The organism is Starkeya sp. ORNL1, assembly GCF_012971745.1.
GTDB lineage: Bacteria > Pseudomonadota > Alphaproteobacteria > Rhizobiales > Xanthobacteraceae > Ancylobacter.
The window spans coordinates 3,625,277-3,652,186 of sequence record NZ_CP048834.1 but is presented as its reverse complement, the minus strand read 5'-3'; the positions used below and the strand labels follow the sequence as shown (position 1 = coordinate 3,652,186).

At 68.5% G+C, this 26,910-nt stretch carries 28 protein-coding genes; 13 read left to right on the top strand and 15 right to left on the bottom strand.

The annotated features are described in order from the left end of the window. Positions 1–25: 25 nt before the first annotated feature. A complete protein-coding gene (locus tag G3545_RS17345) occupies positions 26–1,291 on the bottom strand; it encodes a class I SAM-dependent RNA methyltransferase (RefSeq protein WP_246702453.1) in 1,266 nt (421 codons plus the stop codon). 199 nt (positions 1,292–1,490) lie between these two features. Between G3545_RS17345 and G3545_RS17340 the strand changes: the two genes are divergently transcribed. Next, positions 1,491–2,030, top strand: coding sequence for a DUF1097 domain-containing protein (locus tag G3545_RS17340; RefSeq protein ID WP_170014524.1), 540 nt, complete (start codon positions 1,491–1,493; stop codon positions 2,028–2,030). Positions 2,031–2,068: 38 nt separating this feature from the next. Here the strand turns inward: G3545_RS17340 and G3545_RS17335 are convergent, their stop codons facing one another. After that, positions 2,069–2,833, bottom strand: a complete 765-nt coding sequence (locus G3545_RS17335) for a TlyA family RNA methyltransferase (protein WP_170014523.1) — start codon at positions 2,831–2,833, stop codon at positions 2,069–2,071. Between the two features lie 85 nt (positions 2,834–2,918). Here G3545_RS17335 and G3545_RS17330 point away from each other — a divergent pair, with 85 nt between their 5' ends. After that, positions 2,919–3,533, top strand: a complete 615-nt coding sequence (locus tag G3545_RS17330; protein ID WP_170008856.1) for a hypothetical protein — start codon at positions 2,919–2,921, stop codon at positions 3,531–3,533. A gap of 69 nt (positions 3,534–3,602) precedes the next feature. Here the strand turns inward: G3545_RS17330 and dxs are convergent, their stop codons facing one another. Continuing rightward, positions 3,603–5,540 carry a 1-deoxy-D-xylulose-5-phosphate synthase gene (dxs, locus tag G3545_RS17325; RefSeq protein ID WP_170014522.1) on the bottom strand — a complete coding sequence of 646 codons (1,938 nt, stop codon included), beginning with the start codon at positions 5,538–5,540 and terminating at the stop codon, positions 3,603–3,605. 317 nt (positions 5,541–5,857) lie between these two features. On the opposite strand from dxs, the gene G3545_RS17320 reads away from it, so the two are divergent. The 3 genes from G3545_RS17320 to G3545_RS17310 are packed head-to-tail and all read left to right on the top strand — an operon-like array spanning position 5,858 to position 7,959. Continuing rightward, positions 5,858–7,111, top strand: coding sequence for a hypothetical protein (locus tag G3545_RS17320; RefSeq protein WP_246702452.1), 1,254 nt, complete (start codon positions 5,858–5,860; stop codon positions 7,109–7,111). Then, positions 7,108–7,695, top strand: a complete 588-nt coding sequence (locus G3545_RS17315; protein WP_170014520.1) for a protein-S-isoprenylcysteine O-methyltransferase — start codon at positions 7,108–7,110, stop codon at positions 7,693–7,695. Before G3545_RS17320 ends, G3545_RS17315 begins: the two co-directional genes overlap by 4 nt. A gap of 12 nt (positions 7,696–7,707) precedes the next feature. After that, positions 7,708–7,959, top strand: coding sequence for a DUF1272 domain-containing protein (locus G3545_RS17310; RefSeq protein WP_170014519.1), 252 nt, complete (start codon positions 7,708–7,710; stop codon positions 7,957–7,959). Here G3545_RS17310 and G3545_RS17305 read toward each other — a convergent pair. From G3545_RS17305 to G3545_RS17295, 3 genes are read right to left on the bottom strand one after another with little or no spacing between them, the layout of a single operon-like run. Beyond that, positions 7,925–8,389: a DUF1284 domain-containing protein gene (locus G3545_RS17305; protein ID WP_170014518.1), complete on the bottom strand. Its 465-nt coding sequence runs from the start codon at positions 8,387–8,389 to the stop codon at positions 7,925–7,927. The two genes, G3545_RS17310 and G3545_RS17305, sit on opposite strands and share 35 nt — an antisense overlap. Positions 8,390–8,404: 15 nt before the next feature. Next, positions 8,405–8,650, bottom strand: a complete 246-nt coding sequence (locus tag G3545_RS17300; protein ID WP_170014517.1) for an exodeoxyribonuclease VII small subunit — start codon at positions 8,648–8,650, stop codon at positions 8,405–8,407. Positions 8,651–8,664: 14 nt separating this feature from the next. Beyond that, complete coding sequence (locus tag G3545_RS17295; RefSeq protein ID WP_170014516.1) at positions 8,665–9,594, bottom strand: histone deacetylase family protein; 930 nt, start codon at positions 9,592–9,594, stop codon at positions 8,665–8,667. A gap of 168 nt (positions 9,595–9,762) precedes the next feature. On the opposite strand from G3545_RS17295, the gene G3545_RS17290 reads away from it, so the two are divergent. Both G3545_RS17290 and G3545_RS17285 read left to right on the top strand, forming a co-directional pair. After that, positions 9,763–10,764, top strand: a complete 1,002-nt coding sequence (locus G3545_RS17290) for an L-threonylcarbamoyladenylate synthase (RefSeq protein WP_170014515.1) — start codon at positions 9,763–9,765, stop codon at positions 10,762–10,764. 307 nt (positions 10,765–11,071) lie between these two features. Further along, a complete protein-coding gene (locus G3545_RS17285; RefSeq protein WP_170014514.1) occupies positions 11,072–12,304 on the top strand; it encodes a cell wall hydrolase in 1,233 nt (410 codons plus the stop codon). A 223-nt stretch (positions 12,305–12,527) separates the two neighbouring features. Here G3545_RS17285 and G3545_RS17280 read toward each other — a convergent pair whose 3' ends face one another. The 5 genes from G3545_RS17280 to G3545_RS17260 all read right to left on the bottom strand — a co-directional run bounded on the left by G3545_RS17280 (position 12,528) and on the right by G3545_RS17260 (position 15,339). Further along, positions 12,528–13,010 (bottom strand): ATP F0F1 synthase subunit B, encoded by a 483-nt coding sequence (locus tag G3545_RS17280; protein ID WP_170014513.1) that lies wholly within the window; start codon positions 13,008–13,010, stop codon positions 12,528–12,530. A 10-nt stretch (positions 13,011–13,020) separates the two neighbouring features. Further along, positions 13,021–13,668, bottom strand: a complete 648-nt coding sequence (locus G3545_RS17275) for a F0F1 ATP synthase subunit B (RefSeq protein ID WP_170014512.1) — start codon at positions 13,666–13,668, stop codon at positions 13,021–13,023. Between the two features lie 78 nt (positions 13,669–13,746). After that, complete coding sequence (locus tag G3545_RS17270; RefSeq protein WP_170014511.1) at positions 13,747–13,974, bottom strand: F0F1 ATP synthase subunit C; 228 nt, start codon at positions 13,972–13,974, stop codon at positions 13,747–13,749. A gap of 66 nt (positions 13,975–14,040) precedes the next feature. Then, entirely contained in the window at positions 14,041–14,799 is a 759-nt protein-coding gene (locus G3545_RS17265) for a F0F1 ATP synthase subunit A (protein WP_170014510.1), read from the bottom strand. Between the two features lie 153 nt (positions 14,800–14,952). After that, positions 14,953–15,339, bottom strand: coding sequence for an AtpZ/AtpI family protein (locus G3545_RS17260; protein WP_170014509.1), 387 nt, complete (start codon positions 15,337–15,339; stop codon positions 14,953–14,955). Positions 15,340–15,663: 324 nt separating this feature from the next. Between G3545_RS17260 and G3545_RS17255 the strand changes: the two genes are divergently transcribed. Both G3545_RS17255 and G3545_RS17250 read left to right on the top strand, forming a co-directional pair. Next, on the top strand, positions 15,664–16,029 hold the full coding sequence (locus G3545_RS17255) for a metalloregulator ArsR/SmtB family transcription factor (protein ID WP_170014508.1): 366 nt from the start codon (positions 15,664–15,666) through the stop codon (positions 16,027–16,029). Beyond that, positions 16,001–16,495 carry an SRPBCC domain-containing protein gene (locus G3545_RS17250; protein ID WP_170014507.1) on the top strand — a complete coding sequence of 165 codons (495 nt, stop codon included), beginning with the start codon at positions 16,001–16,003 and terminating at the stop codon, positions 16,493–16,495. The genes G3545_RS17255 and G3545_RS17250 overlap by 29 nt, the downstream gene beginning before the upstream one ends. 147 nt (positions 16,496–16,642) lie before the next feature. Here the strand turns inward: G3545_RS17250 and G3545_RS17245 are convergent, their stop codons facing one another. The 3 genes from G3545_RS17245 to G3545_RS17235 all read right to left on the bottom strand — a co-directional run bounded on the left by G3545_RS17245 (position 16,643) and on the right by G3545_RS17235 (position 22,295). Continuing rightward, complete coding sequence (locus G3545_RS17245) at positions 16,643–17,524, bottom strand: NAD(P)-dependent oxidoreductase (RefSeq protein WP_170014506.1); 882 nt, start codon at positions 17,522–17,524, stop codon at positions 16,643–16,645. 190 nt (positions 17,525–17,714) lie between these two features. Then, a complete protein-coding gene (locus tag G3545_RS17240; protein ID WP_170014505.1) occupies positions 17,715–21,167 on the bottom strand; it encodes an AAA family ATPase in 3,453 nt (1,150 codons plus the stop codon). Positions 21,168–21,248: 81 nt separating this feature from the next. Next, positions 21,249–22,295 (bottom strand): FUSC family protein, encoded by a 1,047-nt coding sequence (locus G3545_RS17235; RefSeq protein ID WP_170014504.1) that lies wholly within the window; start codon positions 22,293–22,295, stop codon positions 21,249–21,251. A 136-nt stretch (positions 22,296–22,431) separates the two neighbouring features. Here G3545_RS17235 and G3545_RS17230 point away from each other — a divergent pair, with 136 nt between their 5' ends. Together G3545_RS17230 and G3545_RS17225 are read left to right on the top strand one after the other, a co-directional pair. Then, positions 22,432–23,604, top strand: a complete 1,173-nt coding sequence (locus G3545_RS17230; RefSeq protein WP_170014503.1) for a site-specific DNA-methyltransferase — start codon at positions 22,432–22,434, stop codon at positions 23,602–23,604. A gap of 172 nt (positions 23,605–23,776) precedes the next feature. Beyond that, complete coding sequence (locus tag G3545_RS17225; RefSeq protein ID WP_170014502.1) at positions 23,777–24,382, top strand: glutathione S-transferase family protein; 606 nt, start codon at positions 23,777–23,779, stop codon at positions 24,380–24,382. 1 nt (position 24,383) lies between these two features. On the opposite strand, the gene mutY is transcribed toward G3545_RS17225, so the two are convergent. Next, positions 24,384–25,394, bottom strand: coding sequence for an A/G-specific adenine glycosylase (gene mutY / locus G3545_RS17220; protein WP_246702908.1), 1,011 nt, complete (start codon positions 25,392–25,394; stop codon positions 24,384–24,386). A 181-nt stretch (positions 25,395–25,575) separates the two neighbouring features. Between mutY and G3545_RS17215 the strand changes: the two genes are divergently transcribed. Further along, positions 25,576–26,076, top strand: coding sequence for a DciA family protein (locus tag G3545_RS17215; RefSeq protein WP_170014500.1), 501 nt, complete (start codon positions 25,576–25,578; stop codon positions 26,074–26,076). A gap of 116 nt (positions 26,077–26,192) precedes the next feature. Continuing rightward, positions 26,193–26,876 (top strand): DsbA family protein, encoded by a 684-nt coding sequence (locus G3545_RS17210; RefSeq protein ID WP_170014499.1) that lies wholly within the window; start codon positions 26,193–26,195, stop codon positions 26,874–26,876. Positions 26,877–26,910: the final 34 nt, after the last annotated feature.

Genomic DNA, 26,910 nt, shown 5'->3' with positions numbered 1-26,910 from the left:
TGCTGGGAGGGAGACGCCGAGCGCCCTACCTCCGGAACACCCCCACCATCTCGACATGCGCCGAGTACAGGAACTGGTCGATCGGCGTCACGCTCTCCAGCCGATAGCCGCCCGCCGCCAGCAGCGCGGCGTCGCGGGCGAACGTCACCGGATCGCATGACACCCCCACCACCAGCGGCACCTTGCTCGCCGCCAATTGCTGCGCCTGCGCTTCCGCACCCTGGCGCGGCGGATCGAACACCACGGCGTCGAACGCCTTCAGCTCCAGCGGCAGCAAGGGCCGGCGGAACAGGTCGCGTGCTTCGGGCGTGACCGGCTTCAGCCCGGCCACGCCGCGCACCGCGCGGCCCAGCGCCTCCACTGCCGCCTCATTGCCCTCGACCGCTGTCACCCGCGCGGTCTCGGCGAGCCGCAGCGCAAAGGTACCGACGCCGCTGAACAGGTCAGCGACGCGGCCCGCTTTCCCTACCGCTTCGACCACGTGGCGAGCCAGTACGTGCTCGCCCTCGAGCGTGGCCTGAAGGAACGAGCCTGGTGGCAGCACGACCCTGGCGCGGCCCATCGTCACCATCGGCGACTCGCGCTGCAGCACGAGCTCGCCGTGGCGCGTCAGCCGGGCGAGGCGGTGCTGTCCGGCCACCTCCGCCAGCATCGCGATACGATTCGGCTTCAACGGACCGCTGCCGCGCACATCCATGTCGAGCCCGGTCTCGGTCGCGGTTACTTGCAGGTCCAGCGGCTTGGCGAGCGGGGCGAGCACGCCGGCGACCGCCCAGGCGGCTGGCAGCGCGCCCTTGAGCGCCGGCGCCAGGATCGGACAGGCGTCGATCGGCACGATGGCGTGGCTGCGCCGCCCGGCGAAGCCGACCGTGAGCACGTCGCGTCCCGGCCTGGCGCTGCCGCCGGTGCCGCGGGCATGGAAAGTAACGCGCCGCCGCCCCTCGCCATGCGCCGGGACAAGTTCGCCCACCGGCGCATCGAGCCCGGCGCGGGCCAGCGCCTCGAACACGAGGCCGCGCTTCCAGGCACGATAGGGCGCTGCGCTCCAATGCTGGAAGGCACAGCCGCCGCACGCCCCGACATGGCGGCAGCCGGGCTCGATCCGCTCGACGCTGGGCACGACGACATGCAGCAGCCGCCCGCGCTCGCCCTCGCGCTCGATCTCGACCTGTTCGCCGGGCAGCGCGAGCGGCACGAACACCGGCCCCTCCGGCGTCTCGGCAATGCCGTCGCCGCGATGCCCGAGCCGATCGATGCTGACGGCAATGGTGCTCCTTTGCGGAAGACTCATGCCGTGTGCCATGCCGTATTATGCATTCGCCTAATAATCAGGTGTGACAATTTATCATCTCGATTGTGACGTTATGCGCATTGCTTCGAATCAGCGTAGTATTCGTGCGGCTGATTCCCATTTTTAAAACGGACAGCCATATTTACTTAGCACGCGCACATAATAATAAGTCGCGAAGCGCACGCAAAGGGGGAAAGGGATGTCGCTTATCTCTGCGCTTGCCATCAGTATCGGCCTACTCGGAGGATTGGCCACCTGGCTGTTCCTCGGACCTCTTGCCGGCGGTCTGCAGATCTGGGCCGCTTTCATCGCTTGGGCCTGCTTCTTTCACTGTGGGGGGAAGGAAGCCGGCCTCAAGGCAACCATCATGGCGAATGTCGCCGGCTGCATCATGGCGGGGCTCACACTCCTCGCGGTGAGCCGCGGCGGCATGGGCAGCAGCCTCGGTCTGCCGCTCTGGGCCGGCATCTGCGTCGGTGTCGGCGTCCTGGTCATGATCATGCTGGCGAATATGCCGGCCTTCGCCGCCATTCCGGCGCTGGTCTACGGCTTTGCCGCCACTGCCGGCTATGCACTGCTGACCGCTGACGGCCTCGCCATGCTCACCTCGGCGTCGCTGGGCAATCCGGTAGTGACGATCGCGCTCTCCATGATCGTCGGCGCCGTGCTCGGCTATGTCTCCGAAAAGGTCGCGGCTGCGCTGCTCGGCAATGCCGGGCAGGCTCGCCGCCACGCCTGACGCCAGGCCGCCTGACACTGGTTGCTCCTGCGACCTCATCATGTCGCCGCAGCCGCCACGATCAGAGTCTCCACATTGCCGTCGCCGCCCGCGATTGGGGACGGCAATGTGTGGAGCGTTCGCCACCCGAGCTGGGCCAGGCACCCCGCCACGGCCGCCACGGCGCCGGCTCGGGCGGCGGCGTCCTTCACGATGCCGCCTTTGGACAATTTATCCCTGCCGACCTCGAATTGCGGCTTGACCAGCGCCACCAGCACCGCGCCCGGTGCAGCATGGGCTAGCGCGGCAGGCAGCACCTGCGCGAGGCCGATGAAGCTGACATCGATGGTGATGATGTCGGCAGTGGGGATGGCGCCCACCGGCAAGGTACGGATATCGGTTTCCTCCAGCGAGACCACGGCGGGATTGGTGCGCAGGCGAGCATGGAGCTGGCCGCGCCCGACATCGACCGCGTGGACCCGCTTCGCGCCGCGCGCCAGCAGCACCTCGGTGAAGCCGCCGGTAGAGGCGCCGACATCCAGCGCCTCCTTGGTAGTAACGTCGATGCCGGCGGCGTCGAGCGCCGCTTCCAGCTTCACGCCGCCGCGCGAGACCCAGCGGAAGGCCTCCTCGGCATCCAGCGTGGCATCGACGGCGAGCATGTCGGACGCGCGCGCAACCGTGCGCCCGCCGGCGCGCACCAGGCCGGCCTCGATGGCCGCCTGGGCCCGCGCGCGGCTCTCGAACAGCCCGCGTTCGACCAGAAGACGGTCGGCACGCAGCCGTTTCGCGCTCCGGTCATCATCCCGCCCGCGTTCTGTCACAATCGGTCACCACCCATTCATCACCTGCACGGCACTATGCGGCCGTCTTCCCATAGCTAATCCCGCCGAGGCGCCCCGTTAAGCCATGCGTCGCTTGTCGAACTTTGTGCGCCTTGCGTTCCTGCTGCTCGCCGTCGGCGCGCTGGCAGCATCGCCGGCCGATGCGGCCTCCAAGAAGGAGGCCAAGGCGAAGGCGAAGCTGGAGGCGAAAGCCAAGGCTGATGCCAAGGCCAAGGCGGACGCCGCCAAGGCCGACACCAGGCCCAAGCCCCCGCCCGGCATCTGGAGCTATGGCCGCGACGACGAGGCCTTCGTGCTGCAATACGGCGTCGCCAAGGCGCCGGCGCCGTTCCTCGTTGCCACTTGCCGGCCCGGCTCCGGCCTGTTCCAGATCGTTGCCGAGCTCTCTCCGCCCAAGGCCCAGGCCGGCGACGCGGTGCGCCTCACCCTCGGCAATGGCAAGACCGTGGTCGAGTTCGCCGCCAGCACCTTCCCGTCCGTGACCGAGGGCCGGCGCGCCGTCGAGGCGCAGGTGAAGCTGGAGCCCAAGCTGATCGAGGTGTTCAAGGTCGGCGACCAGCTCAGGGTGACGGTGCCCGGCGCCAGCGAGACCCTCCCCATGATCTCGGCGCAGAAGCGCCTGCCGGCCTTCGAGGCCGGCTGCCTGAAGGCGAAGATCCTGCCGTCCTCGGTGAAGTGATCGCTCTAGCTTCAATAAGCTGGAGCAATTCCTCTTCGACCAGATGATTCCATCTGATCGGGAAATGCTCTAGCCGCTCAGCAGCGCCGCCTGGACGTCCGCTTCGGCGCGGCCGAGCGCGCCAAGCACGCCGGCGACGATGCTGCGCGCATCGAGCCCGGCGGCGGCGAGCTGCACGGCCGGTGAATCATGTTCCAGGAAGCGGTCCGGCAGGGTGAGGGTGCGCACCTTCAGCCCGCGATCGAAGGCGCCGACCTCGGCGAGCAGCCCCAGCACCTGGCTGCCGAAGCCGCCGGAGGCGCCTTCTTCCACCGTCACCAGCACCTCATGCTCGCGAGCGAGGCGCAGGACCAGTTCGCGATCGAGCGGCTTGACGAAGCGCGCATCGGCCACCGTGGTGGAAAGCCCAAAGCCGGCGAGCTGGTCGGCGGCGGTGAGGCATTCCGCCAGCCTGGTGCCGAGCGAGAGCAACGCCACCGCCGCGCCCTCGCGCACCACGCGGCCCTTGCCGATCGGCAGCACCGAACCACGCGCCGGGCGCTCGACGCCAACACCCTCGCCGCGCGGATAGCGGAAGGCGATGGGGCCTTCATCATAGGCGGCGGCCGTGGCCACCATATGCACCAGCTCCGCCTCATTGGCCGGCGCCATCACCACCATGCCCGGCAGGCAGGCCAGCATCGGCAGGTCGAAGCCGCCGACATGGGTGGCGCCGTCCGCTCCGACCAGCCCGGCGCGGTCGAGCGCGAAGCGGACCGGGAGATTCTGGATCACCACGTCATGGACGATCTGGTCATAGGCGCGCTGCAGGAAGGTTGAATAGATGGCGCAGAACGGCTTGTAGCCTTCGGTGGCGAGGCCGGCGGCGAAGGTCACGGCGTGCTGCTCGGCAATGCCGACATCGAAGGTGCGGGTCGGAAACGCCTCGCCGAACAGATCGAGCCCGGTGCCGGCCGGCATGGCGGCATTGATGGCGACGATCTTGTCGTCGTGCCGCGCTTCCTCGATCAGCGCGTCGGCGAACACCCGCGTATAGGTCGGGGCGTTGGAAACGGCCTTCTTCTGCGCGCCGGTGGCGACGTCGAAGCGCTGCACGCCATGATATTTGTCGGCCGAGGCTTCCGCCGGCGGATAGCCCTTGCCCTTCTGGGTGACGACATGGACCAGGATCGGCCCGGTCTGCATGTCGCGCACATTGCACAGCACCGGGAGCAGATGGTCGAGATTATGGCCGTCGATCGGGCCGACATAATAGAAGCCGAGTTCTTCGAACAGCGTGCCGCCGGTCCAGAAGCCGCGGGCATATTCCTCGGCGCGGGCCGCCTTCTGGCCGAAGAATTTCGGCAGGTTGCCGGCGAGCTGCTTCGCCGTCTCGCGCAGCGTGCGGTAGGTCGGCCCGGAGATCAGCCGGGCCAGATAGGCCGACATGGCGCCGACCGGCGGCGCGATCGACATGTCATTGTCGTTGAGGATGACGATGAGGCGGGAATCCATCGCCCCGGCATTGTTCATCGCCTCATAGGCCATGCCGGCCGACATGGCGCCGTCGCCGATGACGCAGACCACGTTGCGCTTCGCAGACCCTTCGCCACCATCGAGATCGCGGGCCACCGCCATGCCGAGCCCGGCGGAGATCGAGGTCGAGGAATGCCCGGCACCGAACGGGTCGTATTCGCTCTCCGCCCGGTTGGTGAAGCCGGAAAGCCCGCCGCCCTGGCGCAGCGTGCGGATGCGCTCGCGGCGCCCGGTGAGGATCTTGTGCGGGTAGCTCTGGTGACCGACATCCCAGACCAGCCGGTCGTACGGGGTATCGAACACGTAGTGCAGGGCGAGCGTCAATTCGACCACGCCGAGCCCGGCGCCGAGATGCCCGCCGGTGACGGAGACGGCGTCGATGGTCTCGGCGCGCAACTCCGCGGCCAGCTCGCCCAGGCGTTCCTCGGGCAGGCGGCGCAGGTCGGCCGGTGCATGGACAGTGTCGAGAAGCGGGGTCGAGGGGCGGGTCAAGGACGTCTCCGATGCGGTGCACGGCCGGAAGGCCGCGCACCCGCGCCTGTGCAGAGCGTGGAAGACTGCACGTCCTCTGGGATACACAATGGCAAGGAAGCGCGCAACGCACCGGGATTCAGCCCTTTGGCACGCAACGGCATGGCGGTACCGGAACGGCGCCGGATTGGCGCAACAGATGTGGAGAGAGCCCCCGCCTGTGCGGCCCGGCATTGGCGCGCATGGCGTGCATCCGCTAGAACCACGCAATGAAGGGCGAAGCCGGGAGCGAAGCGAGGAATGACAGCACGGCGCCGGCGCGCCGTCTGATGTTGTTCATGCCCGGCCATGACCCGACCGACATGGACTACCATTACGGCCGCTTCGTCTATCAGGCCGGCAAGTTCGCCAAGCTGTGGTCGTTCGATGTCCGAGTGTCGGAGCGTCTCGATGATGGCACGCTTGAAGGCGAGATGGGTCCCTCGGCGCGCTGGCGCGTGACCGCCTCCGGGCCGAACTGGCAGCGCGAGACCGATTACGAGATCCTGCGCTGGGACGATATCGTCGTCGCGCTCGACGAGCGGCCGAATCCGGTGCGGCTGGGGCGCGGCTTCTACGCGCTGAGCGACTTCTTCTTCACCGGCACGGCATGGCGCTACCTGAAGGCCTGCGTGCGCTACGGCCTGTTCTTCTTCTTCCCCTATCTCATCACCGGCCTGTTCGCCGGGGTGGCATGGCTCGCCGGCTGGCTGGCAATGCTTGGGCTCGGCTATGGCCTGGCTACGCCATGGCCAGAGATCGGCGGCGTGCTGGTGGGGATCGGCGTGTTCTTCGCGCTGTTCCACCAGCCCGGGCGGCGCTGGCGGCTGCACCAGGCGCTCGATGACTGGGATCTTGCCCGCAACTACATGTACGGCCGGACCCCGACGGTGGATGCCCGGCTCGATCGGCTCGGGGAATTGCTGGTGCAGCGCGTCGCCAGCAAGCGCTATGACGAGATCGTCCTGGTCGGCCACAGCCTGGGGGCGACGCTGGTGCTCAGGGTGATCGGCCGCGCGCTCGATCTCGACCCGAAGCTGTGCGAGCGCGGCACGCGCATCTGCCTGCTCACCTGCGGCGCCACCATTCCCAAGCTCGCTTTGCATCCCTCGGGCGGGCGGGTGCGGGCGGAGGCGGCGCGGCTGTCGAACCTGCCGGGCCTCGCCTGGGCGGAATACCAGGCGCGGCACGACGCCATCAATTTCCACAAATTCCACCCCGTGCTGCTGCGTCGCACCGGCTTCGACCGCCGCTTCAGCCTCGACGGACCGCGCCCGCTGCTGCGCGATGCCAACATCAAGCATATGGTCATGCGGGAGAATTTCCGCCGGCACCGCTGGAGCCCGATGCGCATCCACTACCAGTTCATGCTGGCGAACGAGAAGCGTGCTTCCTACGACTATTTCATGATCGCGCTCGGCCCGGTGCCGTTCGCCGTGCTCGCCACCGACAAGGACGGTGCGATAAACCGCTTCACGCCCGACGGCCGCCTGCTGTCCGTCGCGCCGTTCGAACCACAGCCTCCCACCTCCGCAGCCCTGGACGCCGCATGAATCTCCTTATCGCCACCAAGATCGTCTGGGCCATCGGCGTCGTTGGCTGGTACGCCATACGTTTCCCGTTCGAGCGCCGGGTGAAGCGCGAGCGGGTGGTGGATGCCCGCGACCGGCTGCGCGAGCGCATATTGCTGTTCTGCTCGACCATGGGGCTCGGCATTATTCCCGGCATCTGGGTGTTCACCGGCTTCCCGAAATCCGCCAACTACCCGTTCTCGATCGCGCAGCTGGTGCTCGGGGCGCTGGTGTTCGGCTTCTCGCTCTGGCTGTTCCGCCGCACCCACAAGGACCTCGGCAAGAACTGGTCGGTGACGCTGGAGATCAAGGACAAGCACAAGCTCATCACCGGTGGCGTCTACCGCTATGTGCGCCACCCGATGTATTCCGCCTTCTTCCTGTGGGCGCTGGCGCAGCTGATCCTGATCCCTAACTGGATCGCCGGACCGGCCGGCTTCATCGGCTTCGGCATATTGTTCGCGTTCCGCGTCGGACGCGAAGAAGGCATGATGCTCGACACGTTCGGCGAGGAATACCGCGCCTATAGCGCGCGCACCGCGCGCATCGTGCCGGGGATATTCTGAGAAGGGGCGGGCATGCTGGAACTGAGGCCGAGCTGCGAGTGCTGCGACCGCGACCTGCCGGCTGACAGCCCCGACGCCATGATCTGCACCTTTGAATGCACCTTCTGCGCGACGTGCGCCGCCGAGGTGCTGGATGGGATCTGCCCGAACTGCTCCGGCGAACTGGTCCGCCGGCCGATACGCCCGGCGGTCGCGCTGGCGCGCAATCCCGCTTCCACCGAGCGGGTGTTCAACCCCGCTTGCCGCGAGCGCCTCGCCGGTTGAGAGCTTCTTGCGCGCCGCGCAACCGCGCGCCGGCGAACGCGCTTCCGGCGATGCCGGTGCAGAGCGCCGACCATTCGCAGCCCGCGTAGGCCTGGCGCGTGGCGTTGGCGGCGAAGCCTGACCGCATGAGCCGAACCAATGCGGCGTCAAGTGCCAGTGTCATGCCGGAGGCAAGCGGTCGTTCGAGCAGCATCGCGACATCGTCCATCGCCTGCCGGTCGCGCTCGACGATGCTGGCATTGAGGCAATGGTGGCCATCAGCCAGCATCGGGGCGCAGATGTCGTCCGGGCCCTCGACCAATTGCACGTTCTCGCCGGCATTCAGCCGGGCGACGACCACGTCGTAATTGGTGGTGAAGGCCGGCGTATAACCCTTGCCGACATAAGTGAGCAGGCACAGCAGATGATGGGCGCGCAGCCGGACGGTCACGGCGAGCGCTGCCGCTCACTCGCCATCCAGCGGCACGGTGCCGGCCGGCTTGCCGTCGGCACTGAGCGTGATCTTCTCGACGCGGGCCTCGGCGTCTTTCAGCAGTGCGTCGCACCGCGCCTTCAGGGCTTCACCACGCTGATAGAGCGTGATCGATTCCTCCAGCGGGACATTGCCGCTTTCCAGCTTGCCGACGATTGTCTCGAGCTCGGCCAGCGCCTTCTCGAAGCTCAGCGTCTTCACATCCGAAGCGTCGGTCATCATGCTCTCCCGCCTCACCCGCGCATCAGCGCCATGACATGCGCCGACGCCGAGCGGGCCAGTCCTTCGAGGTCATAGCCGCCTTCCAGCACCGAGACCAGCCGGCCGCCCGCGTGCTTTTCAGCGAGGTCCATCAGCTTCTTCGTCACCCACGTATAATCGTCCTCGAGCAGGTTGAGGTTCGCCAGCGGGTCGCGGGTGTGGGCATCGAAGCCGGCGGAGATGATCAGGAGTTCCGGCCCGAACGCCTCCAGCCGCGGCAATATGCGGTCCTCGAAGGCCTGCTTGAAGCGCTCGCCACCGTCGCCGGCGCGCAGCGGAGCATTGACGATATTGTCCGAGAGGCCGCGCTCGCCGACCGATCCGGTGCCGGGGAACAGCGGCATCTCATGGGTCGAGGCGTACATCACGGTCGGGTCGTTCCAGAAGATCTCCTGCGTGCCATTGCCGTGGTGCACGTCGAAATCGACGATGGCGACGCGGCCGATGCCGTGCACCTTCTGCGCATGGCGGGCGGCGATGGCGACATTGTTGAACAGGCAGAAGCCCATCGGGGTGCGGGTCTCGGCATGGTGTCCGGGCGGGCGCATGGCGACGAAGGCGTTCTTCGCCCTGCCGGCCAGCACCTCGTCGACCGCCAGTACCGAGCCGCCGACGCCGCGCCAGATCGCCTCGCCGGTGCCGGGGGACATCACGGTGTCGCCGTCGATGCGCACCAGGCCCTCTTCCGGCATCGCCTCGTCGAGCGCGGCGACATAATCCTCCGGATGGACGCGGACGATGTCCTCGCGCGCACCCATTGGCGCCTGCTCGCGGGCGAGGGTGGCGAACTGCTCCTGCTCGAACACCCGGTTCAGCGCCCGCACGCGGTCCGGCCGTTCCGGATGGCCCGGCGGTGTCAGGTGGTTGAGGCTGGCATCATGGGCAATCAGCAGGGTCGACATCAGGGCAGTCCTCGTCGGCGGTGCCTTTGGGCGTGGCAGCTCATGGTCTTATAGGGTTGCGGTGCACGATATGCCACGTTTGGCCGCAGCCGCTCGGGGATTTTTGAGGGCCGCCTTGACCCCGCCGCGGCGGGCGCCTATCGAGCCGCGCTTCAACGGGGATCGCCGATGGCCGCGATGGCGCAGACACGGATCGGGACACGGCTGGTGCCGGCGGATGCTGCGGGCATCCATGAGGCCGCGCGCCTGCTGCGCGCCGGCGGCCTCGTCGCGTTGCCGACCGAGACGGTCTACGGCCTCGCCTGCGACGCCACCGATCCGCGCGCCGTGGCGCGGCTCTATGCCGCGAAGGGGCGGCCCTCGTTCAATCCGCTGATCGCCCATGTGCCGGACCTTGCCGCGGCGCGGCGCATCGGCGTCTTCAGCGCCGAGGCGGAAGCACTCGCCGCCCGCTTCTGGCCTGGGCCGCTCACACTGGTGGTGCCGGCGCGCGAAGGCGCGGTCTGCGATCTCGCCCGTGCCGGGCTTTCGACGCTTGCCATCCGCGTGCCGGCGCATCCTGTCGCCCGCGCGGTGCTGGAGGCGGCGGGGCGGCCGATCGCGGCTCCGAGCGCCAATCGCTCCGGCCATGTCTCGCCGACCAGCGCCGACCACGTGATGGCCGATCTCGACGGACTGATCGAACTGGTGCTGGACGCCGGGGCGAGTGCGGTCGGCATCGAATCGACCATTCTCGATTGCTCCGGTGAGCGCACCATTCTGCTGCGGCCGGGCGGCCTTGCCCGTGGGCCGATCGAGGCGGCTTTGGGCCATGTGCTGGCCCGCCGGACGACACACAAGGGCGCCGCCGGGGAGGCCCCGATCGCTCCGGGCATGCTGGCCTCGCATTATGCGCCGTCCGTCCCGGTGCGGCTCGATGCCGCCGAGGTGCGGCCCGGCGAAGCGCTGCTCGGCTTTGCCGGCGCCCGCCCGGCGGGGAGCGAAGCTGCGGTCGCCGTTCTCGACCTCAGCCCGACCGGCGATCTGGTCGAGGCGGCGGCGAACCTGTTCGCGCACCTGCGTGCGCTGGACGCCCCCGGTGTCACCGGCATCGCGGTGGCGCCGATCCCGCATGAGGGGCTCGGCGAGGCGATCCGCGACCGGCTCAATCGCGCCGCCGCGCCACGCTGATTTTCCGACTCATCTCCATTGTGTCGTCATCCCGGACGGCCGTCAGGCCGATCCGGGATCGCGCAAACGCACTTCATCGTCACGCGATCCCGGCTCTCCGCTGACGTTGTTATTGAACGGTAATTCCGCTTTGCTTGCCCCGTCGAATCCCTTTCGCCGACACGGTTCGGCCATGCCGACGCCCTCTCGTTAACCCGCCCGCAAGGTTAATGCGCGACAACCAAGATGTCCGGCATTCGAGGCATTGCCTGTGATCGGCAAGCCACGGTCCGGATCATGTGTGTCCTGTTGCGTAGGCGTTGCGTCCATGCGTGTCTCACGTCGGCGTCGGCGGCACGGCGTCCTGTTTGGCTCATTGGTGCTGCTGATCGCCGGCGCGAGTACCAGCGTCGGCTATCAGGACTTCGCCGGCCTCCTCGCCCACCGACCTGAAGTTACCGAGCGCGCCCGCATCTTCGTGGTGGGCAGTTCGCTCACATCGCTGAAGACCGCGACCTTTGCCTGGCCGGCGCCGCAGGAGGGCCCGCTCGGCGCCGCCATCCCCGAGCCGCCGCGCGTGCCGCTGGCGGTCAGCGTCAATCGCGACGCCAAGGCCGACCGGCTGCCGCTCGCGCTCGCCGCCCGCCCCGTCGATCCCTCGCCAGGCACCAATAGCGCGGGCCCGGCCTCAGTAGCCGCGGGTAGCGGCACGGCCGGCATCGGGACCGATCCTGCCGAGGCCAGCGACGCCGAGGTCGCGGCAATCGAGGCCGGCGATCCCACCGGCGACGCCTCCGAATATGATGACTTCGCCCAGGACAATGGTGAGGAACCGGGCGCCGGGGCACCGGCGCCCGCCGGCGACGAGGCGGTCGCCATGCTGCCGGGCGACGTGGTCGATATAGGGGGCGCGCCGGAGACACGGACCGCCGCCGCAACACCACCTGCGCCTGCCTCGGCAGCTGCGCCGCCCGCGCGGCCGATCTATCACGAGACCGCCTTCATCTTCGGCGCCGATCCCACGGCCTTGCCGCCGCAGCCCTTCCATTATCTCGACGATGGCGGCATCAGCGTCGCCGCCAAGGGCGAGGTGACCGGCGAGGACGCAACCCCGTCCAGTCCGGCGGAGCGGCTTGGCCTCGAGGGCAAGCGCCGGGCTAGGGCGGAGAAGTGTCTCGCCGAGGCGGTCTATTTCGAGAGCCGCGGCGAGCCCGAGCGGGGCCAGGTGGCGGTGGCGCAAGTGGTGATGAACCGGGTGTTCTCGGGCTATTACCCGGCCGATGTGTGCCGCGCGGTCTACCAGAACGCCAACCGCAAGCTGGCCTGCCAGTTCACCTTCGCCTGCGACAATATCCGCGATGTCGTCACCGAGCCGGAATTGTGGAAGCAGGCGACCCGCATCGCGGCCGACATGCTCGACGGCAAGGTATGGGACGAAAAGGTCGGTAAGGCGACGCACTACCACGCCCAGTCGGTGCATCCGCGCTGGGTCCGCGAGATGCGCAAGCTCGACCGCATCGGGGAGCATACGTTCTACCGGCCGAGGCGCTGGGACAGCTGAGGCGCTTTTGAGCGGTGCTCTGCTTGAGCCTCCTTCGAGGCTCGCTGTGCTCGCACCTGAGGATGACGTGGTTCATATAAAGCGTCATCCTGAGGCGCCCGGCAAAGCCGGGCCTCGAAGGATGCTGAAGCAGTGCGCAGCCCCGCCCGGCAGCGCCAACAGCCCAAAACAAAAATGCCCGGCTCTCGCCGGGCATTCGAAACGTCGGACCCGTGGGTCGATCTCAGTTCAGCTTCGCCTTCACGTCGCGCACCGCTGCGTCGAGCAGGCGGTCGGCGGTCTGGCCCACCACCTGCGCCTTGAGCAGGCCCTCGGCGGCGGTCGCCGCGACTTCGGCAGCGGCGGCACGCACATCGGCGACGGCCTGTGCCTCGGCCTGGGCGATCTTCTGCTCGGCCATCTTGGTGCGGCGGGCGATCATGTCTTCCAGCTTGGTCTTGGCCTCGGTGGCGAGACGCTCGGCCTCAAGCTTGGCGGTGGTGACGATGGCCTCGGCCTCCGCCTCGGCCTCACGCTGGCGGCGCTGATATTCGGCGACCAGCTTCTGCGCTTCCTCGCGCAGCCGGCGGGCCTCTTCCAGCTCGGTACGGATGCGATCGCCGCGGGAATCCAGCGAGCGGAGGATGCCCGAGAAGGCGCCGGCCTTGGCCAGGATGGCCATGAAGATGACGAAGGCGACGGCGACCCAGAGTTCTGCGCTACCCATATCGCGGCCCTCAGCTCTTGATCGCGGTGTCGACCGCGGCTTCCACCGCGTGCGCGGCCGGCGCTTCGCCGACCAGCTCATTGACGATGGCGCCGGCGGCGTCGATGGCGATGCCACGGACATTGGACATCGCCGCATCCTTGGTCGCGGAGATCTGTGCTTCCGCCGCCGACAGCTTGGCGGACAGCTCGGATTCCAGCGACTTGCGCTTGGTCTCGGCCTCGGCTGCGAGCTTGTCGCGGGTCTCGCCGGCAATGCCCTGGGCCTTGCCGCGAGCGCTGGCGAGCGCCTTCTCATAGGCTGCGGCAGCGGCTTCGCTCTCGGCGGTGAGGCGCGCGGCCTCTTCCCGGTCGTCGGCGACGCGGTCGTGCCGCTCTTCCAGGATATTGGCGATGCGCGGCAGCGCGATGCGGCTCATCAGCAGATAGAGCGCGCCGAAGGCGATGGCGAACCAGATCAGCTGCGAGGGGAAGGTATGGGCATCGAACGGCGGGAAGCTCGAACCGTGCGCTTCTTCGCCCGGCGTCCCGATCTCGACGCCATGGACGACGCCGCCGGCTTCATGCGCGCCGGCCTCGGTGCCGACACCCGCACCGGGTGCCGGGACTTCCGCCTGGGCGATGATGTAGGTGACGGCCGGACCGCTGGTCTCGGACATGGTTCAGGCTTCCTCGGGTTCGATCCGCTGCGTAGAAAGATGAGGGCGGGACCGGATGCACCGGTCCCGCGCCGTACATCAGGCCACGAACAGCAGGACGAGCGCGACGACGAGCGAGAAGATGCCGAGACCTTCCGCAAGCGCCGCACCGATGAAGGCGCGGGCGAACTGGCCGTCGGCGGCCGACGGGTTGCGCAGCGCACCGGAGAGGAAGTTGCCGAAGATGTTGCCGACGCCCATGGCGGCAAGGCCCATGCCGAGGCAGGCGATACCGGCGCCGAGGAACTTGGCGGCTTCCGCTTCCATGATCTTCTCCTGTTGAATTCGACTTGATTGGTTGAAGGACTGGTTGGTTTCCCGCGAGCGCGCCGATCAGTGGCCCGGATGCAGCGCGTCGTTGAGATAGATGCAGGTCAGCACCGCGAAAACGTAAGCCTGCAGGGCAGCGACCAGGAACTCGAGCGCGGTAAGCGCGACGACCATGAAGAGCGGCAGCGTCGCCCCAAGGGTGCCAAGCACGCCGCCGGCGCTCATCATCACTATGAAGCCGGCGAACACCTTCAGGGCGATGTGGCCGGCCAGCATGTTGGCGAAGAGGCGCAGCGAGAGGCTGATCGGGCGCGAGAGGAAGGAGATGACCTCGATCACGACCATGAAGGGCAGCAGGAAGGCCGGTACGCCCGACGGCACGAACAGATGCAGGAAGTGGGTGCCGTGGCGCACGAAGCCGTAAATGATGACGGTGCCGATGACGATGGCGGCGAGCGCGGCGGTCACGATGATGTGGCTGGTGACCGTGAAGGTATAGGGGATCAGCCCGATGAAGTTCGACATCAGGACGAAGATGAAGAGCGAAAACACCAGCGGGAAGAACTTCATGCCGTCATTGCCGGCGGTGGTTCGTATCGTCGAGGCCACGAATTCGTAGCTCATCTCCGCCAGCGACTGCAGGCGGCCCGGCACCAGAGTGCGGCCGCGGGTGGCGAAGGTGAGAAAGAAAAACACCAGGGCGACGATGCCCAGCATGAAGGCGGCGGAATTGGTGAAGGCGAGCTGCACGCCGCCCGGCGCCCCCAGATCCACGATCTTGATGATCTCGAATTGATGGATCGGATCGATCTCGGTCGCCATCGCCGGTCGCTGCCCTTGTCACGACGCCCGTTGCAGGCGCCTTCCCCGTGTCAATCCCGCGCCGCCCGCGCGGCGGCGCCGTCCCGAATTCCGTGGCGGTACTGGCCGTAAGGCCGCACTGCGCTTTCTATGCACCGCCTTGCGGCGGGTGGTTTAGGCCCCGCCTTGCGGCGGTTTCTTGCGCCCGGTCTCGCCGGCGGCGCGCATCATGTTCATGATGCCGGCGCCGAAGCCGAGCAACAGGAGCACGATCATCGCCCAGGGCGTGGTGCCGAGGACCCGGTCGATAGCCCAGCCCAGCCCAGCCCCGACCAGCACTCCGGCGACGAACTCGCTCCCAAGGCGGAAGGCGAGGGTCATCCCGGCCGTGGCCGACGTCTTGTTTGGTCCCGCCGCGGCTGCGGCGTCTTCCGCCTGCTGCTCCGAGCGCACCTTCCTGACGGCGGCGTCGAGAGTTTTCAGGCGGTTGGCAAGTTCGGCGTCGGTGGCTTGCCGAGGCTGCCCGCCGTCTTGGCCGTCCGTCGGTTTGCGGTCGTCCATGATTGCGTTCGGCCCTGACCGGAGATGAGCTTCCCCAAAACCCCGAAACCGCGCCGCACCATAGTGATCGGCCCTAGGGGTGTCAAGGATGTGATCGTTAGTGTCAACCCATTGTAGTTACAAGACAAAATCATGACGCGGACGCTCTGTCGCAGGCGCTTTTGAGCCGGTCCGGCACCAAGGGAAGGCATTCTGGCATGCCAGGGCGACGCTGCCGTGGCGCGATTGCCGCGCGCCACACGGGCACCGCCGTTCCCAGGGCTTGACGTTAGGGATGGTCCTTTATATAGATGAATAGCAATATAGATGAATGGCGATATTAAAATGACCCCTGCCGCCGCGCCGCTCGATCGCGTCTTCGCCGCGCTCGCCGACCCCACCCGTCGGGCCATTCTCGCCCGGCTGGCTGAGGGCGAGGCGACGGTGAACGAACTGGTCGCCCCCTTTGCGCTGAGCCAGCCGACCATCTCCAAGCACCTCAAGGTGCTGGAAGGCGCCGGCCTGGTCGCACGCGGCCGCAGTGCGCAGTTCCGCCCGGTGCGGCTGGATGCCGCCCCGCTGCAGGAGGCCGCCGGCTGGCTCGGCGGCTATCGCCGCTTCTGGGAGACCAGCCTCGACCAGCTCGACGCCTATGTTCAGGAGATGAAGGAGAGAGAACGCCATGGAAGCGACGGCACTGACCGCGAATAAGACGACAATATCGGAGGCCGACCGCGAGGTCGTCATCACCCGCGTCTTCGACGCCCCGGCGCGCCTGCTGTTCGCCGCGTTCAGCAAACCGGAGCATCTGATGAGGTGGTTCGGCCCGGGCGAATATCCGCTGAGCCTGTGCGAGGTGGATTTTCGCGTCGGCGGGCGTTTCCGCTTTGCCATGACCGGCCCGAGCGGCGTGCAGGAGCCCCCGTTCGGCGGCGCATATCGCGAGATCGTGCCGAACCGGAAGATCGTCTTCGACAATGGCTTCCTGGCCGAAGGCGCCGGTCGGATGGTGGTGACCGTCACTTTCGAGGAAGCTGGTGATCGGACCACGATGAAGGTTCGCACCGTGTTCGACAGCGCCGAGTCCTATGATTTCCACGTGAACCAGGGCTTCGCCCAGGGTTTCGGCATCGCGCTGGACCAGCTCGCGGCGCATCTGGCGCAGGTGCAGGCGTAGGCTTCCGACGATGCGTCATCCCGGAATGGCCGCCAGGCCATATCCGGGATCGCGCAAACGCTCTCCACTTTCATGCGATCCCGGCTCTACGGCTTCGCCTTCGGCCGGGATGACGCCTTTTGAAAGGGCAGGTGACGACTGGCGTGCCTACTTCTCCATCCCGGCGTCACGGGCGGCGAGCATGCCCACTGCCGACCAGTCGATGCTCTCGCCATAGATGGCGCGCAAATTGAGCAGGCGGTCGCGCAGCAGGCTCGCCACCGGCATAGGCACTTGCAGCGTCTCCGCCGCCGCCAGCACCAGGCGGATGTCCTTCTGCGCCAGCGGCGCGGTGAAGCCGGCCGGCTCGAAGGCGCGGTCCGCGATCAGCGTGCCATAGGTCTTGTAGACCGGTGCGCCGAACAGCGTGGAGGTGAGGAACTCCAGATACTGGTGCGGATCGATGCCATCCTTGCCCACCAGCGCCATGGCCTCGCCCAGCGTCTCGATCACGCAGGCGATGAGAAAATTGCCGGAGACTTTCACCAGGTTCGCCGCGCTCGGCTTGTCGGAGAGCGTGAAGGTGCGCTGACCGATCGCCGCGAAGATCGGCCCGGCATCGGCGATCGCGCCCGCTTCGCCGGCGGCGGCAACGAAGAGCTGCCCGGTGGCTGCAGCCGGCGGGCGGCCGAACACCGGGGCTGCCACATAGCGCTGGCCGGCCTTGGCATGGTCGGCGGTCAACCGTTCCGACAACGCCACGCTGATGGTGCTGCACGAGATATGGAGCGCGCCCTTTGGCAGCGCCGCCAGGATGCCGTCCGTGCCGTAGACCACCGTCTCCAGCGCGGAATCCTCCGCCACCATGGTGACGACGGCATTGCCCGTGGAAGCGTCTGCGGGTGTCGCGGCAAGGCGGGCACCTTGCGCCACCAGCGGCTCTGCACGGGCCGGCGAGCGATTATAGACGCTCACCTCATGGCCGGCGCCGATGAGCCGCCCCGCCATGCCCGCACCCATCTGTCCGAGCCCGATGAAGCCTATCCGCATGTCCGATCCTCCACAGTGAGTGCCTGGCCGAGCTCATTCCTGACGTTAGAACCACGTCATCCTGAGGTGCTCGGGCGCAGCCCGAGCCTCGAAGGATGTTCATCATCAATGGCCATTGCTCTGCTTCAACATCCTTCGAGGCTCGCTGCGCTCGCGCCTCAGGATGACATGGTGGGGCAGGATAGCGCCGTCAGCTCGCTTCGAGGAAGCGCTCGGCGGTGGCGAGGTCGACCGAGACCAGCTTGGAGACGCCGCGCTCGGCCATGGTGACGCCGAACAGCCGGTTCATCCGGCTCATGGTGATCGGATTGTGGGTGATGGTGACGAAGCGCGTCTCGGTGAGGCGGCGCATTTCGTCCAGCAGATTGCAGAAGCGTTCGACATTGGCGTCGTCGAGCGGCGCGTCGACCTCGTCGAGCACACAGATCGGCGAGGGGTTGGTGAGGAACACCGCGAAGATCAGCGCCATGGCGGTCAGCGCCTGCTCGCCGCCGGAGAGCAGCGAGAGCGATTGCGGCTTCTTGCCGGGCGGCTTGGCGATGATGTCGAGGCCGGCTTCCAGCGGATCCTCGGAATCGGTGAGCACCAATTGGGCCTCGCCGCCGCCGAACAGCGTGCCGAACAACTGGCGGAAATGCCCGTCGACGATGATGAAGGAGGCTTGCAGCCGCTCGCGCGCCTCGCGATTGAGCGAGGTGATACCCTGGCGCAGCCGCTTGATCGCCTCGGTGAGGTCGTCGCGCTCGCCGGTGAGACCGGCCTGCTGGGTCTCGACCTCGCCAAGCTCCTCCTCGGCGCGCAGGTTCACCGCGCCGAGCCGTTCGCGCTCGCGCTTCAGCCGGTCGAGTTCGGCTTCTACGGCTACGGGGTCGGGTAACGGCGCGGCCGGATCGAGCGCGGCGGTCTCGCGGGCGAGGTCCGGCGGGCCGTCCAGCATTTCGGCAATGGCGTTGATGAGGTCGGTCCGGCGCTGGCGTGAGCCTTCGAGCCGGGCTTCGGTGCGCGCCGCCTCCTCGCGGGCGCTGGCGAGCCCGTCCAGCGCCGCGCGCGCCGTCTTGTCGGCATTGGCCTGCGCGGTTTCGGCGGCTGCGAGCCGGTCGGCCGCGACGCGGCGCACCTCCTCGGCCTTGGCAGTCTCGTTGAGCAGGTTGCGGCGGCGGGCGGCGAAGGCGTCGGGCGCTTCCTCCAGCTCGGCGCGCTCGATCGCGGCTTCCTCGCGCCGCGTCTCGATGGCGGCGAGCCGTTCGCCGGTGCCGCCGGCGCGAGCCTCCCAGGAGGCACGCTCGGCGGCGATGGCCTGCAGGCGCCGGACACGCTGCTCGCGCTCGCGCATCAGCCCGTCGGCGGCGGCGCGCGCCTCCGCCAGCGCCGCCCGCTCCTGCGCCACGCGGGTGCGGATGGCGGCGAGCACTCTCTCCTCGTCGGCCGCCGGCGGCAGCGCTTCCAGCGCGGCTTCGGCTTCGACCTGCCGCGCGGCGGCGGTCTCCAGCTCCTCCTCCATCCGCGCGCGGGTATCGGCGAGGGCGGCGAGCCGGGCGACCTCCTCGGCGGCGGCGCGCTCGATATGGGACAGTTCGTTGCGCGCCTGTTCGGAAGCGCGGGCGGCACCACGGCGTGCCTCGCGGGCGGCATTCTCGCGGGAGCCGGAAGCACGCAGCGCGGCTTCCGCCGCTTCGACGCCCTTCCGGGCGCTCGCCACCCCGGCGCGGGCGGCGGCGAGCTCGGCCTCGACATCGGCCAGCCGGTTGCGCTCGGCGAGCCGGCGGGCAGCCGCGGTCGGCGCATCGGCAGCGGCGTGGAAGCCATCCCAGCGCCACAGATCGCCCTCGCGGGACACCAGCCGCTGGCCGGGCCTGAGCAAGGGGGCGAGGCGCGAGCCCTCAGTACGGGTGACGACACCGATCTGGTTGAGACGGCGCGCCAGCGCCGCCGGCGCCTGCACCGAGGCGGCGAGCGGCTCGGCGCCTTCGGGCAGCGTCGGGTCGTCGGCGTGCGGCACGCCATCACCCCAATGCACCGGGGCCGCCGCGTCGGCCGGGGCGTCGAGATCGTCGCCCAATGCCGCGCCGAGCGCCGCCTCGAAGCCGCGGGCGACGCGAATGGCGTCGATCACCGGCGGCCATTTCTTGGTGCCGACATCGAGCAGCTTGGCCAGGGTGCGCGCCTCGGCCTCGAAGCGCTGCACGGCTTTCTCGGCCTCCGCCAGCGGGCGGCGCGACTGGTCGAGCCCGGCACGGGCCTCACTATGGGCGGCCTCGGCTTCCATCGCCGATGCCTCGGCGGCCTCGAGCCGCTCCTGGGCGATCTCGGCGGCCTCGCGGCGGCGCGCCAGCTCGGCGGTGTTGCCGCCGGCTTCCAGCACGCGCTGCTGCTCGGCGATTGCCGCCAGCTCGCGCTGGAAGCGGGTGACGCGGCCGGTCTCCTCGCGCAGCGTGCGCTCCAGCGCGCCGCGCCGGGCGATGCGTTCGGCGCCGGTCGAGGTGGCATCGGCGAAGGCGCGCTCGGAAGCCACCAGCGCTTCGCTCGCCTCATCGCGGCGAACGCTGGCGTCCTCCTCGGCGATGCCGGCGTCCTGCTGGGCGAGGTCGAGTTCCTCGGCTTCCGCGGCGAGTCGATCGAGCACCGAGGAGGCGTCGGCGGCGAGCGCACGCTCGCGCTCCATGTCGCCGCCGAGCTGGGCAAGGCGGCGATCCAGCTCCTCGCGCCGCGCGCTGGCGCGGGCCTCGTCACGGTCGAGTTCGCCCCGGGCCAGAGTGAGGCGCTGCAAGGCCGCCGCTGCCACGGCGTCCCGTTCGCGCAGGCCAGGCAGCTCGTGCGCGGCGAGCGCCGCAAGCCGGTTCGTCTCGGCCTGGGCACGAGTGCGCTCGGCCACTTCGCGTACCGCGAGGTCGAGCGCTTTCTCGGCTTCCGCCAGCGCGCCGGAGGCTTCCACCCAGCGCAGCCAGAGCAGCGTCGCCTCGGCCTTGCGGATGTCGCCGGAGAGCACGCGATAGCGCACCGCCTGGCGCGATTGGCGGCGCAATGCGTCAAGCTGGGTGCCGATCTGGCCGATGACGTCTTCAAGTCGAGCGAGGTTGGTCTCGGCGGCGCGCAGCCGCATCTCCGCCTCGTTGCGGCGGGCGTGCAGGCCGGCAACGCCGGCGGCCTCCTCGAGGATGCGCCGGCGCGCGGAGGGTTTGGCGCCGATCAACTCGCCGATCTGGCCCTGGCGCACCATGGCCGGCGAGCGCGAGCCGGAGGAGGCGTCGGCAAACAATATCTGCACGTCGCGGGCGCGCACCTCGCGGCCATTGATGCGATAGGCCGAGCCGGATTCGCGCTCGATGCGGCGCGAGATCTCCAGCAGGTCGGAATCGTTGAAGACGGCGGGGGCGTTGCGATCGAGATTGTCGACGGTGAGCACCACTTCGGCGTGGTTGCGCGCGGGGCGGGTGGTCGAGCCGCCGAAGATGACGTCGTCCATGCCTTCGGCGCGCATCGCCTTGTGCGAATTCTCGCCCATCACCCAGCGCATCGCCTCGACGAGATTCGACTTGCCGCAGCCGTTCGGGCCCACAATGCCGGTGAGGCCGGGCTCGATCAGCATTTCGGTCGGCTCGACGAAGGTCTTGAAGCCGGTAAGGCGCAGGCGGGTGAACTTCATGGCACCGAGCGTGACGCTCCTTAACCACAAGTTCAAGTGGGGAGCGGCCCGTGATCCACGAGATGTTGCGCGAACCCTAGGTCAGAACACCCTTCGCCCGATGCGGTCCAGCCCCAGCGCCACCATGGCGAAGGCGCAACCGACCGCGACGTCGACGAGGCGGGCCTGCATGTCCGCCTCGGCCTGGCCGACCGAGCCGGCGACCAACTCCAGCAGCAGCATGATGAAGGCGGTGAGCACCGCCATCCCGAGCGCGCCGTGCACCTGCTGCGCCGGCCAGCGCAGCAGCGCCGCCACCAGCATGCCGACGAGCAGACTCCAATGCCCAAGTCCCATCTGATCGGTGACGAGCCCGTAGCCGAGCGCACAGGCGATGCCGAGCACGGTGCCCGCCAGCATCTCGAAGATCAGCCGGCCACTCGACAGCACGTCGGCGCGCAGCACGATGACGATGGCGATCATGGCCCAATAGGGCCGGTGCAGCCCTGCCCCGGCACTGGTGAGATAGGCCAGCGGCACCGCGATGGCGACGGCGCCGGCGAAGATCCAGCGCTCGCGCATGGTGGCGCGTAGCTTGTGCATGATCTCGCCGAGGTCCGGGGCGCTCGACATGCGCATCACGCCGATCGACAGGTCCCATGCCAGCGAGACACACCAGCCGAACAGCGCAGCGAGCACGGTGACACCGACCTCCAGCCTGCCCAGCGGCAGATAGAGGCCGCCGACCGCCAGTGTGAAGCAAAGGAAGCGTGCCGCCATGGCGGCACGGTCGGACAGGCTCTCGACAAGCGCGTAGATCGCCCCGGCAAGCGCGAAGCCCAGCACGATGAGGATCGGGTGGCCCGCGAACAGCGTGCCGAGCCCGGCGCCGACGATAATCACCAGCGCGGCGCCGGCGAACCAGCGCAGGCGCAGGCCGGGCGATCCGCCGGGGTCGAGCCCGTAGGCCAGGATCGAAGTGATCATCGCATAGATCAGCCAGGGCGCGATGCCGAGCACGAGGCCGGCAACCACAGGCCCCATGATGGCGAGCGTGAAGCGCACCGAGCGCGCGATGATCTCGTCGCCATGCAGCGCGGCGGTGTCGAAACGCGGGGCCGGGGCCGGCGGATTGCTCTGGTCGTCCAAGGCGAGGCTCCGGATTGATGTCGCTCGGGCGCGGGCAAACGCGGTAACTTTACCCGGTCTTTACCGTGAGCGACGGAGATTGTGGATGAGTTCCGTTGCGTCCCCTTTGTTGCGTACAAGCGTCGGGTCCGGTCCCATGAAAGTCATCCGTAACGTGGAATCCCTGAGGATTCCGCGCGCCTCCCGCGGTTCGTCCGCTGCCGGCCCCGAACTGCCGCTCGACACCGTGCTGCGCGGCGACTGCGTGGCCGAACTCTCCAAGCTGCCGGCGCAATCGGTCGACCTGGTCTTCGCCGACCCGCCTTACAATCTCCAGCTTCAGGGCGAGTTGCGCCGCCCCGACGACAGCCGGGTTGATGCGGTCGATGATGCCTGGGACAAGTTCGAGAGCTTCGAGGCCTATGACGCCTTCACCCGCGCCTGGCTGCTGGCGGTGCGCCGCGTGCTGAAGCCGACCGGCACGATGTGGGTGATCGGCTCCTACCACAACATCTTCCGCGTCGGCTCGATGCTGCAGGACCTGAATTTCTGGATCCTCAACGACATCGTCTGGCGCAAGACCAATCCGATGCCGAATTTCCGCGGCCGGCGCTTCACCAATGCGCACGAGACACTGATCTGGGCGGCGCGCGAGCCCGGCGGCAAGGGGTACACCTTCAATTATGAAGGGCTGAAGGCCGGCAATGACGATGTGCAGATGCGCTCCGACTGGCTGTTCCCGATCTGCTCGGGCGGTGAGCGGCTGAAGGATGGCGAGGGCCGCAAGGCGCACCCGACGCAAAAGCCGGAAGCGCTGCTGGCCCGCATCCTGATGGCGTCCTCGAAGCCCGGCGACGTGGTGCTGGACCCGTTCTTCGGCTCCGGTACCACCGGGGCGGTGGCCAAGCGCCTGCGCCGCCATTTCATCGGCATCGAGCGCGACGGCGATTATTTCGAGGCGGCGAAGGCCCGCATCGCGGCGATCGAGCCGCTGCCCGAGGCGGCGCTGCTGCCGGCGCCCTCGGCCCGCGAGGCGCCGCGCGTCGCCTTCTCGTCGCTGGTGGAGCGTGGCCTGGTCTCCGCAGGCACGCTGCTTACCGATGCCAAGAGCCGTAGCCGCGCCATGGTGCGCGCCGACGGCACGCTGTCGCTGGAGACTGCGCCGGGGCTGGGGCAGGTGGCCTCGATCCACCGCGCCGGCGCCATCGCCCAGGGGCTGGAGGCGTGCAATGGCTGGACCTATTGGCATATCGAGACCGGCAGCGGCCTGATGCCGATCGACCAGCTGCGCGCCGTGGTGCGCTCTGAGATGGCGATGGCGGCGGAGTAGGGTTCTCCGCTTGCGAAAGGCCATCTGCATGAACATCCTTCGAGGCTCGCCTTGCGAGCACCTCAGGATGACGTCGCTTTTATAACCACGTCATCCCTAGCAGTTGGCCAAATGGCCAACTGCGGGGGTGCCGCCATAGCGGCCTCGAAGGATGCTGAAGCAGAGCAACTCCATGATCACCCTCTACGAACAGGCCACCTCCGGCAATTGCTACAAGGTGCGGCTGGTGTTGACCCATACCGGCCGGCCGTTCCGCCGCGTCGAGGTCTCGGCGCGCGACGGCTCGACCCGCAGCGCCGAATTTCTCCAGCGCAACCCGATCGGCAAGGTGCCCACCGTCGAACTCGATGACGGCCGCCCGCTCGGCGAATCCAATGCGATCATGCTGCATTTCGCCGAGGGTTCGCCGCTGCTGCCGAGCGACGCCTATGATCGCGCCAAGGTCTATGAGTGGCTGTTCTTCGAGCAATACAGCCATGAGCCGATGATCGCGGTGCGCCGGGCGCTGTTCCTGTATGAGGAGCGGCGGCACCTCGCCACGCCGGAACGCCTCGCGCAATTGCTGGAAGGTGGCGACAAGGCGCTGAACGTGATGGAAGGGCGGCTCGCCGCCGCGCATTGGCTGGCCGGCAACGCCTTCTCCATCGCCGACATCGCGCTCTACGCCTATACCCACACCGCCGAGGAGGGCGGCTACGATCTCTCGGCATTCCCGGCGGTGCAGGCCTGGCTCGGCCGGGTCGCGCGGGTGCCGGGGCATGTGCCGCTGGAGGCGTAAGCTAGATCCGCGCCAGCACCTTGCGCATTACGCTCGGAAACGCCTCGTCGTCGATCCCGCGCACCGGCACCCAGCGATGCCCGGCCGGTGCTGCCGTGCCCGCGGGCACATCCGCCCGCCACACCGACAGCTCCAGCGCGAAATGGCTGAACACATGGGTGACGGGCGTGTTGAGCGCCGTCCACGCCGTCTTCAAGGGGGCATGCCGCGTGGGGTCCGCAGGCAGTGTCTCCTCCCAGGGAGTCGAGGGCACCTCGGTCATGCCGCCCAGCAGCCCTTCCATCGGCCGCGAGCGCGCCAGCACCGCGCCGTCCGCCCGCACGGCGAGGAAGGCGACGCCGCGCCGGGTCGGCCGCGCCACTTTCGCGAGCTTCACCGGATAGCGCTCCGGCTCGCCTGCCGCCCGCGCCGCGCAAACGTCGTTCCACGGGCAGAGCGCGCAGGCGGGCTTGCGCGGCGTGCAGATGGTGGCGCCGAGATCCATCATCGCCTGCGCGAAGTCGCCATAGCGGGCATCGGGGAGTAGCGTCTCGGCGAGCGCGCGCAGCCGCGGCCTGGCCTTGGGCAATGGTTCATCGACGGCGAACAGCCGGGAGACCACGCGTTCCCAATTGCCGTCGACCGGCGCCGCCCGCTGCTCGAAGGCGATGGAGGCGATGGCGGCAGCCGTATAGGGACCGATGCCGGGCAGCGCGATCAGTTCCTCGACACTCATCGGGAAGCGCCCGGCAAAGCCCTCCGCCACCGCCTTGGCACCGGCATGGAGGTTGCGGGCGCGGGCATAGTAGCCGAGGCCGGCCCAAGCCGAGAGCACCTCACTGAGCGGGGCATTGGCCAGCGCTTCGACGCTCGGCCAGCGGGCGAGGAAATTGGCGAAATAGGGCGCCACCGCCGCGACCGTGGTCTGCTGAAGCATGATCTCGGACAGGAACACCCGGTACGGATCCTGCCGCTCGCCGGGTGGCGCCCGCCAGGGCAGGCGGCGGCGATGGCGGTCGTACCATGCCAGCAGCCGCGCCGGGTCGGGCCGACCCCGCGTGCCGGCCTTGTCGTCCTCGACAGCCTTTCCGGCGGCGACGCCGGCTGCTAGCCTCACACTCGATTGTCGTGCCAAACCGCGCTCTCCCGGCGCCAAGGTGGCGGCCTCCCGCCCCACCCGCAAGCCGGCTTCGAGGGCTGCGCACAGGAACCAGATGCGCAAGCCATATGCCGCCCTGCCGCTTGCCGACCTGATCGGCGCCACCATCGCCGAGAGCTGCGCCCGCCGCGGCCTCGCCTCGGTGGAGATCGTCACCCATTGGGCGGACATTGTCGGCGACGCCTTGGCCGCGCGCGCCTTGCCAAGCCGGCTGGCCTGGCCCTCGCGCCCGGATTCCGACGAGCCGGGCGTGCTGCATGTGCGTGTCGAGGGCGCCTATGCCATTGAATTGCAGCACGATGCGCCGATCGTGATCGAGCGTATCAACCGTTATTTCGGCTGGCGTTGCGTCGCCCGGCTGGCGCTGCGCCAGGGGCCGGTGACGAGCGCCCGTCCGCGCCGCAAGGTGCGCCAGGAGCCGGATGCCGCCGCGCTGGCGGCGGTGGCGGAGCGGCTCGGCCCGTTCGAGGACGAGGCGCTGGCCGCTTCGCTGGCCCGGCTCGGCGCGCTGGTGCGGCGCGACACAAGCGCGCGCAAGCGCGGAGGCGGCGCCTGATCCATCACGCAGCGGTGACGACGGGCCACCTCGCCGCACCGTTGCCATGATCGCGCGGTCGCTGTACGCGCTACGTCAATCACAGCGCGCGCTGCGCCAGGCCCCGGAGACCGTTCATGCTCGACCGCCGCCGTTTCCTCGAAGGGGTTGGAGCCGCCGCCCTGACCGCGGCTGCCCTGCTCGCGCTGGCGAGCCCGGGCGGGCTCGGCAATTCGCCGATCGCCTTCATCGGCAGGGCTGAAGCGCAGACGGTGAGCGCGGACAAGCTGATGGCGCCCGGCCCGCTGCCGGACATCGTGCTCGGCAAGGCGGACGCGCCCGTCACCATCGTCGAATATGCCTCGATGACCTGCGGCCACTGCGCCCATTTCCACACCACCACCTTTCCGGTGCTGAAGGAAAAATACATCGACACCGGCAAGGTGAAGCTGATCCTGCGCGAGTTCCCGCTCGACATCGTCGCCAAGGCCGCCTTCATGGTCGCGCGCTGCTCGGGGGACGCGAAATATTATCCGCTGGTCTCGACCCTGTTCGAGACCCAGAAGGACTGGGCGTTCGGCAATAATCCGGCGCAGGCTTTGCTAGCGGTGGCCAAGCAGAGCGGCATGACGGAGGAGCAGTTCAACGCCTGTCTGTCCGACACCAAGCTCGCCGGCGAGATCGACCAGCAGGCCAAGCGCGGCGCGGAACTCGGCGTCGATGCCACGCCGACCTTCTTCATCAATGGCAAGAAGATCAGCGGCGCGCTGAGCCCCGAGGACCTCGCCAAGGAAGTCGACCCGCTGCTGGGTTCGAACTGAGCCTGCGTTGCTCTAAAGGCACCACCTTTCCGCC

Bases quoted from the DNA above. Each gene is read 5' to 3' on its own strand.
- G3545_RS17320 (WP_246702452.1), top strand. From the start codon at position 5,858: ATGCCCGGCCATGACCCGACCGACATGGACTACCATTACGGCCGCTTC.
- G3545_RS17230 (WP_170014503.1), top strand. From the start codon at position 22,432: ATGAAAGTCATCCGTAACGTGGAATCCCTGAGGATTCCGCGCGCCTCC.
- G3545_RS17315 (WP_170014520.1), top strand. From the start codon at position 7,108: ATGAATCTCCTTATCGCCACCAAGATCGTCTGGGCCATCGGCGTCGTT.
- G3545_RS17250 (WP_170014507.1), top strand. From the start codon at position 16,001: ATGGAAGCGACGGCACTGACCGCGAATAAGACGACAATATCGGAGGCC.
- G3545_RS17285 (WP_170014514.1), top strand. From the start codon at position 11,072: ATGCGTGTCTCACGTCGGCGTCGGCGGCACGGCGTCCTGTTTGGCTCA.
- G3545_RS17290 (WP_170014515.1), top strand. From the start codon at position 9,763: ATGGCCGCGATGGCGCAGACACGGATCGGGACACGGCTGGTGCCGGCG.
- G3545_RS17240 (WP_170014505.1), bottom strand. From the start codon at position 21,167: ATGAAGTTCACCCGCCTGCGCCTTACCGGCTTCAAGACCTTCGTCGAG.
- G3545_RS17245 (WP_170014506.1), bottom strand. From the start codon at position 17,524: ATGCGGATAGGCTTCATCGGGCTCGGACAGATGGGTGCGGGCATGGCG.
- G3545_RS17270 (WP_170014511.1), bottom strand. From the start codon at position 13,974: ATGGAAGCGGAAGCCGCCAAGTTCCTCGGCGCCGGTATCGCCTGCCTC.
- G3545_RS17265 (WP_170014510.1), bottom strand. From the start codon at position 14,799: ATGGCGACCGAGATCGATCCGATCCATCAATTCGAGATCATCAAGATC.
- G3545_RS17210 (WP_170014499.1), top strand. From the start codon at position 26,193: ATGCTCGACCGCCGCCGTTTCCTCGAAGGGGTTGGAGCCGCCGCCCTG.
- G3545_RS17255 (WP_170014508.1), top strand. From the start codon at position 15,664: ATGACCCCTGCCGCCGCGCCGCTCGATCGCGTCTTCGCCGCGCTCGCC.
- G3545_RS17280 (WP_170014513.1), bottom strand. From the start codon at position 13,010: ATGGGTAGCGCAGAACTCTGGGTCGCCGTCGCCTTCGTCATCTTCATG.
- G3545_RS17300 (WP_170014517.1), bottom strand. From the start codon at position 8,650: ATGACCGACGCTTCGGATGTGAAGACGCTGAGCTTCGAGAAGGCGCTG.
- G3545_RS17260 (WP_170014509.1), bottom strand. From the start codon at position 15,339: ATGGACGACCGCAAACCGACGGACGGCCAAGACGGCGGGCAGCCTCGG.
- G3545_RS17330 (WP_170008856.1), top strand. From the start codon at position 2,919: ATGCGTCGCTTGTCGAACTTTGTGCGCCTTGCGTTCCTGCTGCTCGCC.
- G3545_RS17275 (WP_170014512.1), bottom strand. From the start codon at position 13,668: ATGTCCGAGACCAGCGGTCCGGCCGTCACCTACATCATCGCCCAGGCG.
- G3545_RS17225 (WP_170014502.1), top strand. From the start codon at position 23,777: ATGATCACCCTCTACGAACAGGCCACCTCCGGCAATTGCTACAAGGTG.
- G3545_RS17310 (WP_170014519.1), top strand. From the start codon at position 7,708: ATGCTGGAACTGAGGCCGAGCTGCGAGTGCTGCGACCGCGACCTGCCG.
- G3545_RS17295 (WP_170014516.1), bottom strand. From the start codon at position 9,594: ATGTCGACCCTGCTGATTGCCCATGATGCCAGCCTCAACCACCTGACA.
- G3545_RS17215 (WP_170014500.1), top strand. From the start codon at position 25,576: ATGCGCAAGCCATATGCCGCCCTGCCGCTTGCCGACCTGATCGGCGCC.
- G3545_RS17345 (WP_246702453.1), bottom strand. From the start codon at position 1,291: ATGAGTCTTCCGCAAAGGAGCACCATTGCCGTCAGCATCGATCGGCTC.
- G3545_RS17340 (WP_170014524.1), top strand. From the start codon at position 1,491: ATGTCGCTTATCTCTGCGCTTGCCATCAGTATCGGCCTACTCGGAGGA.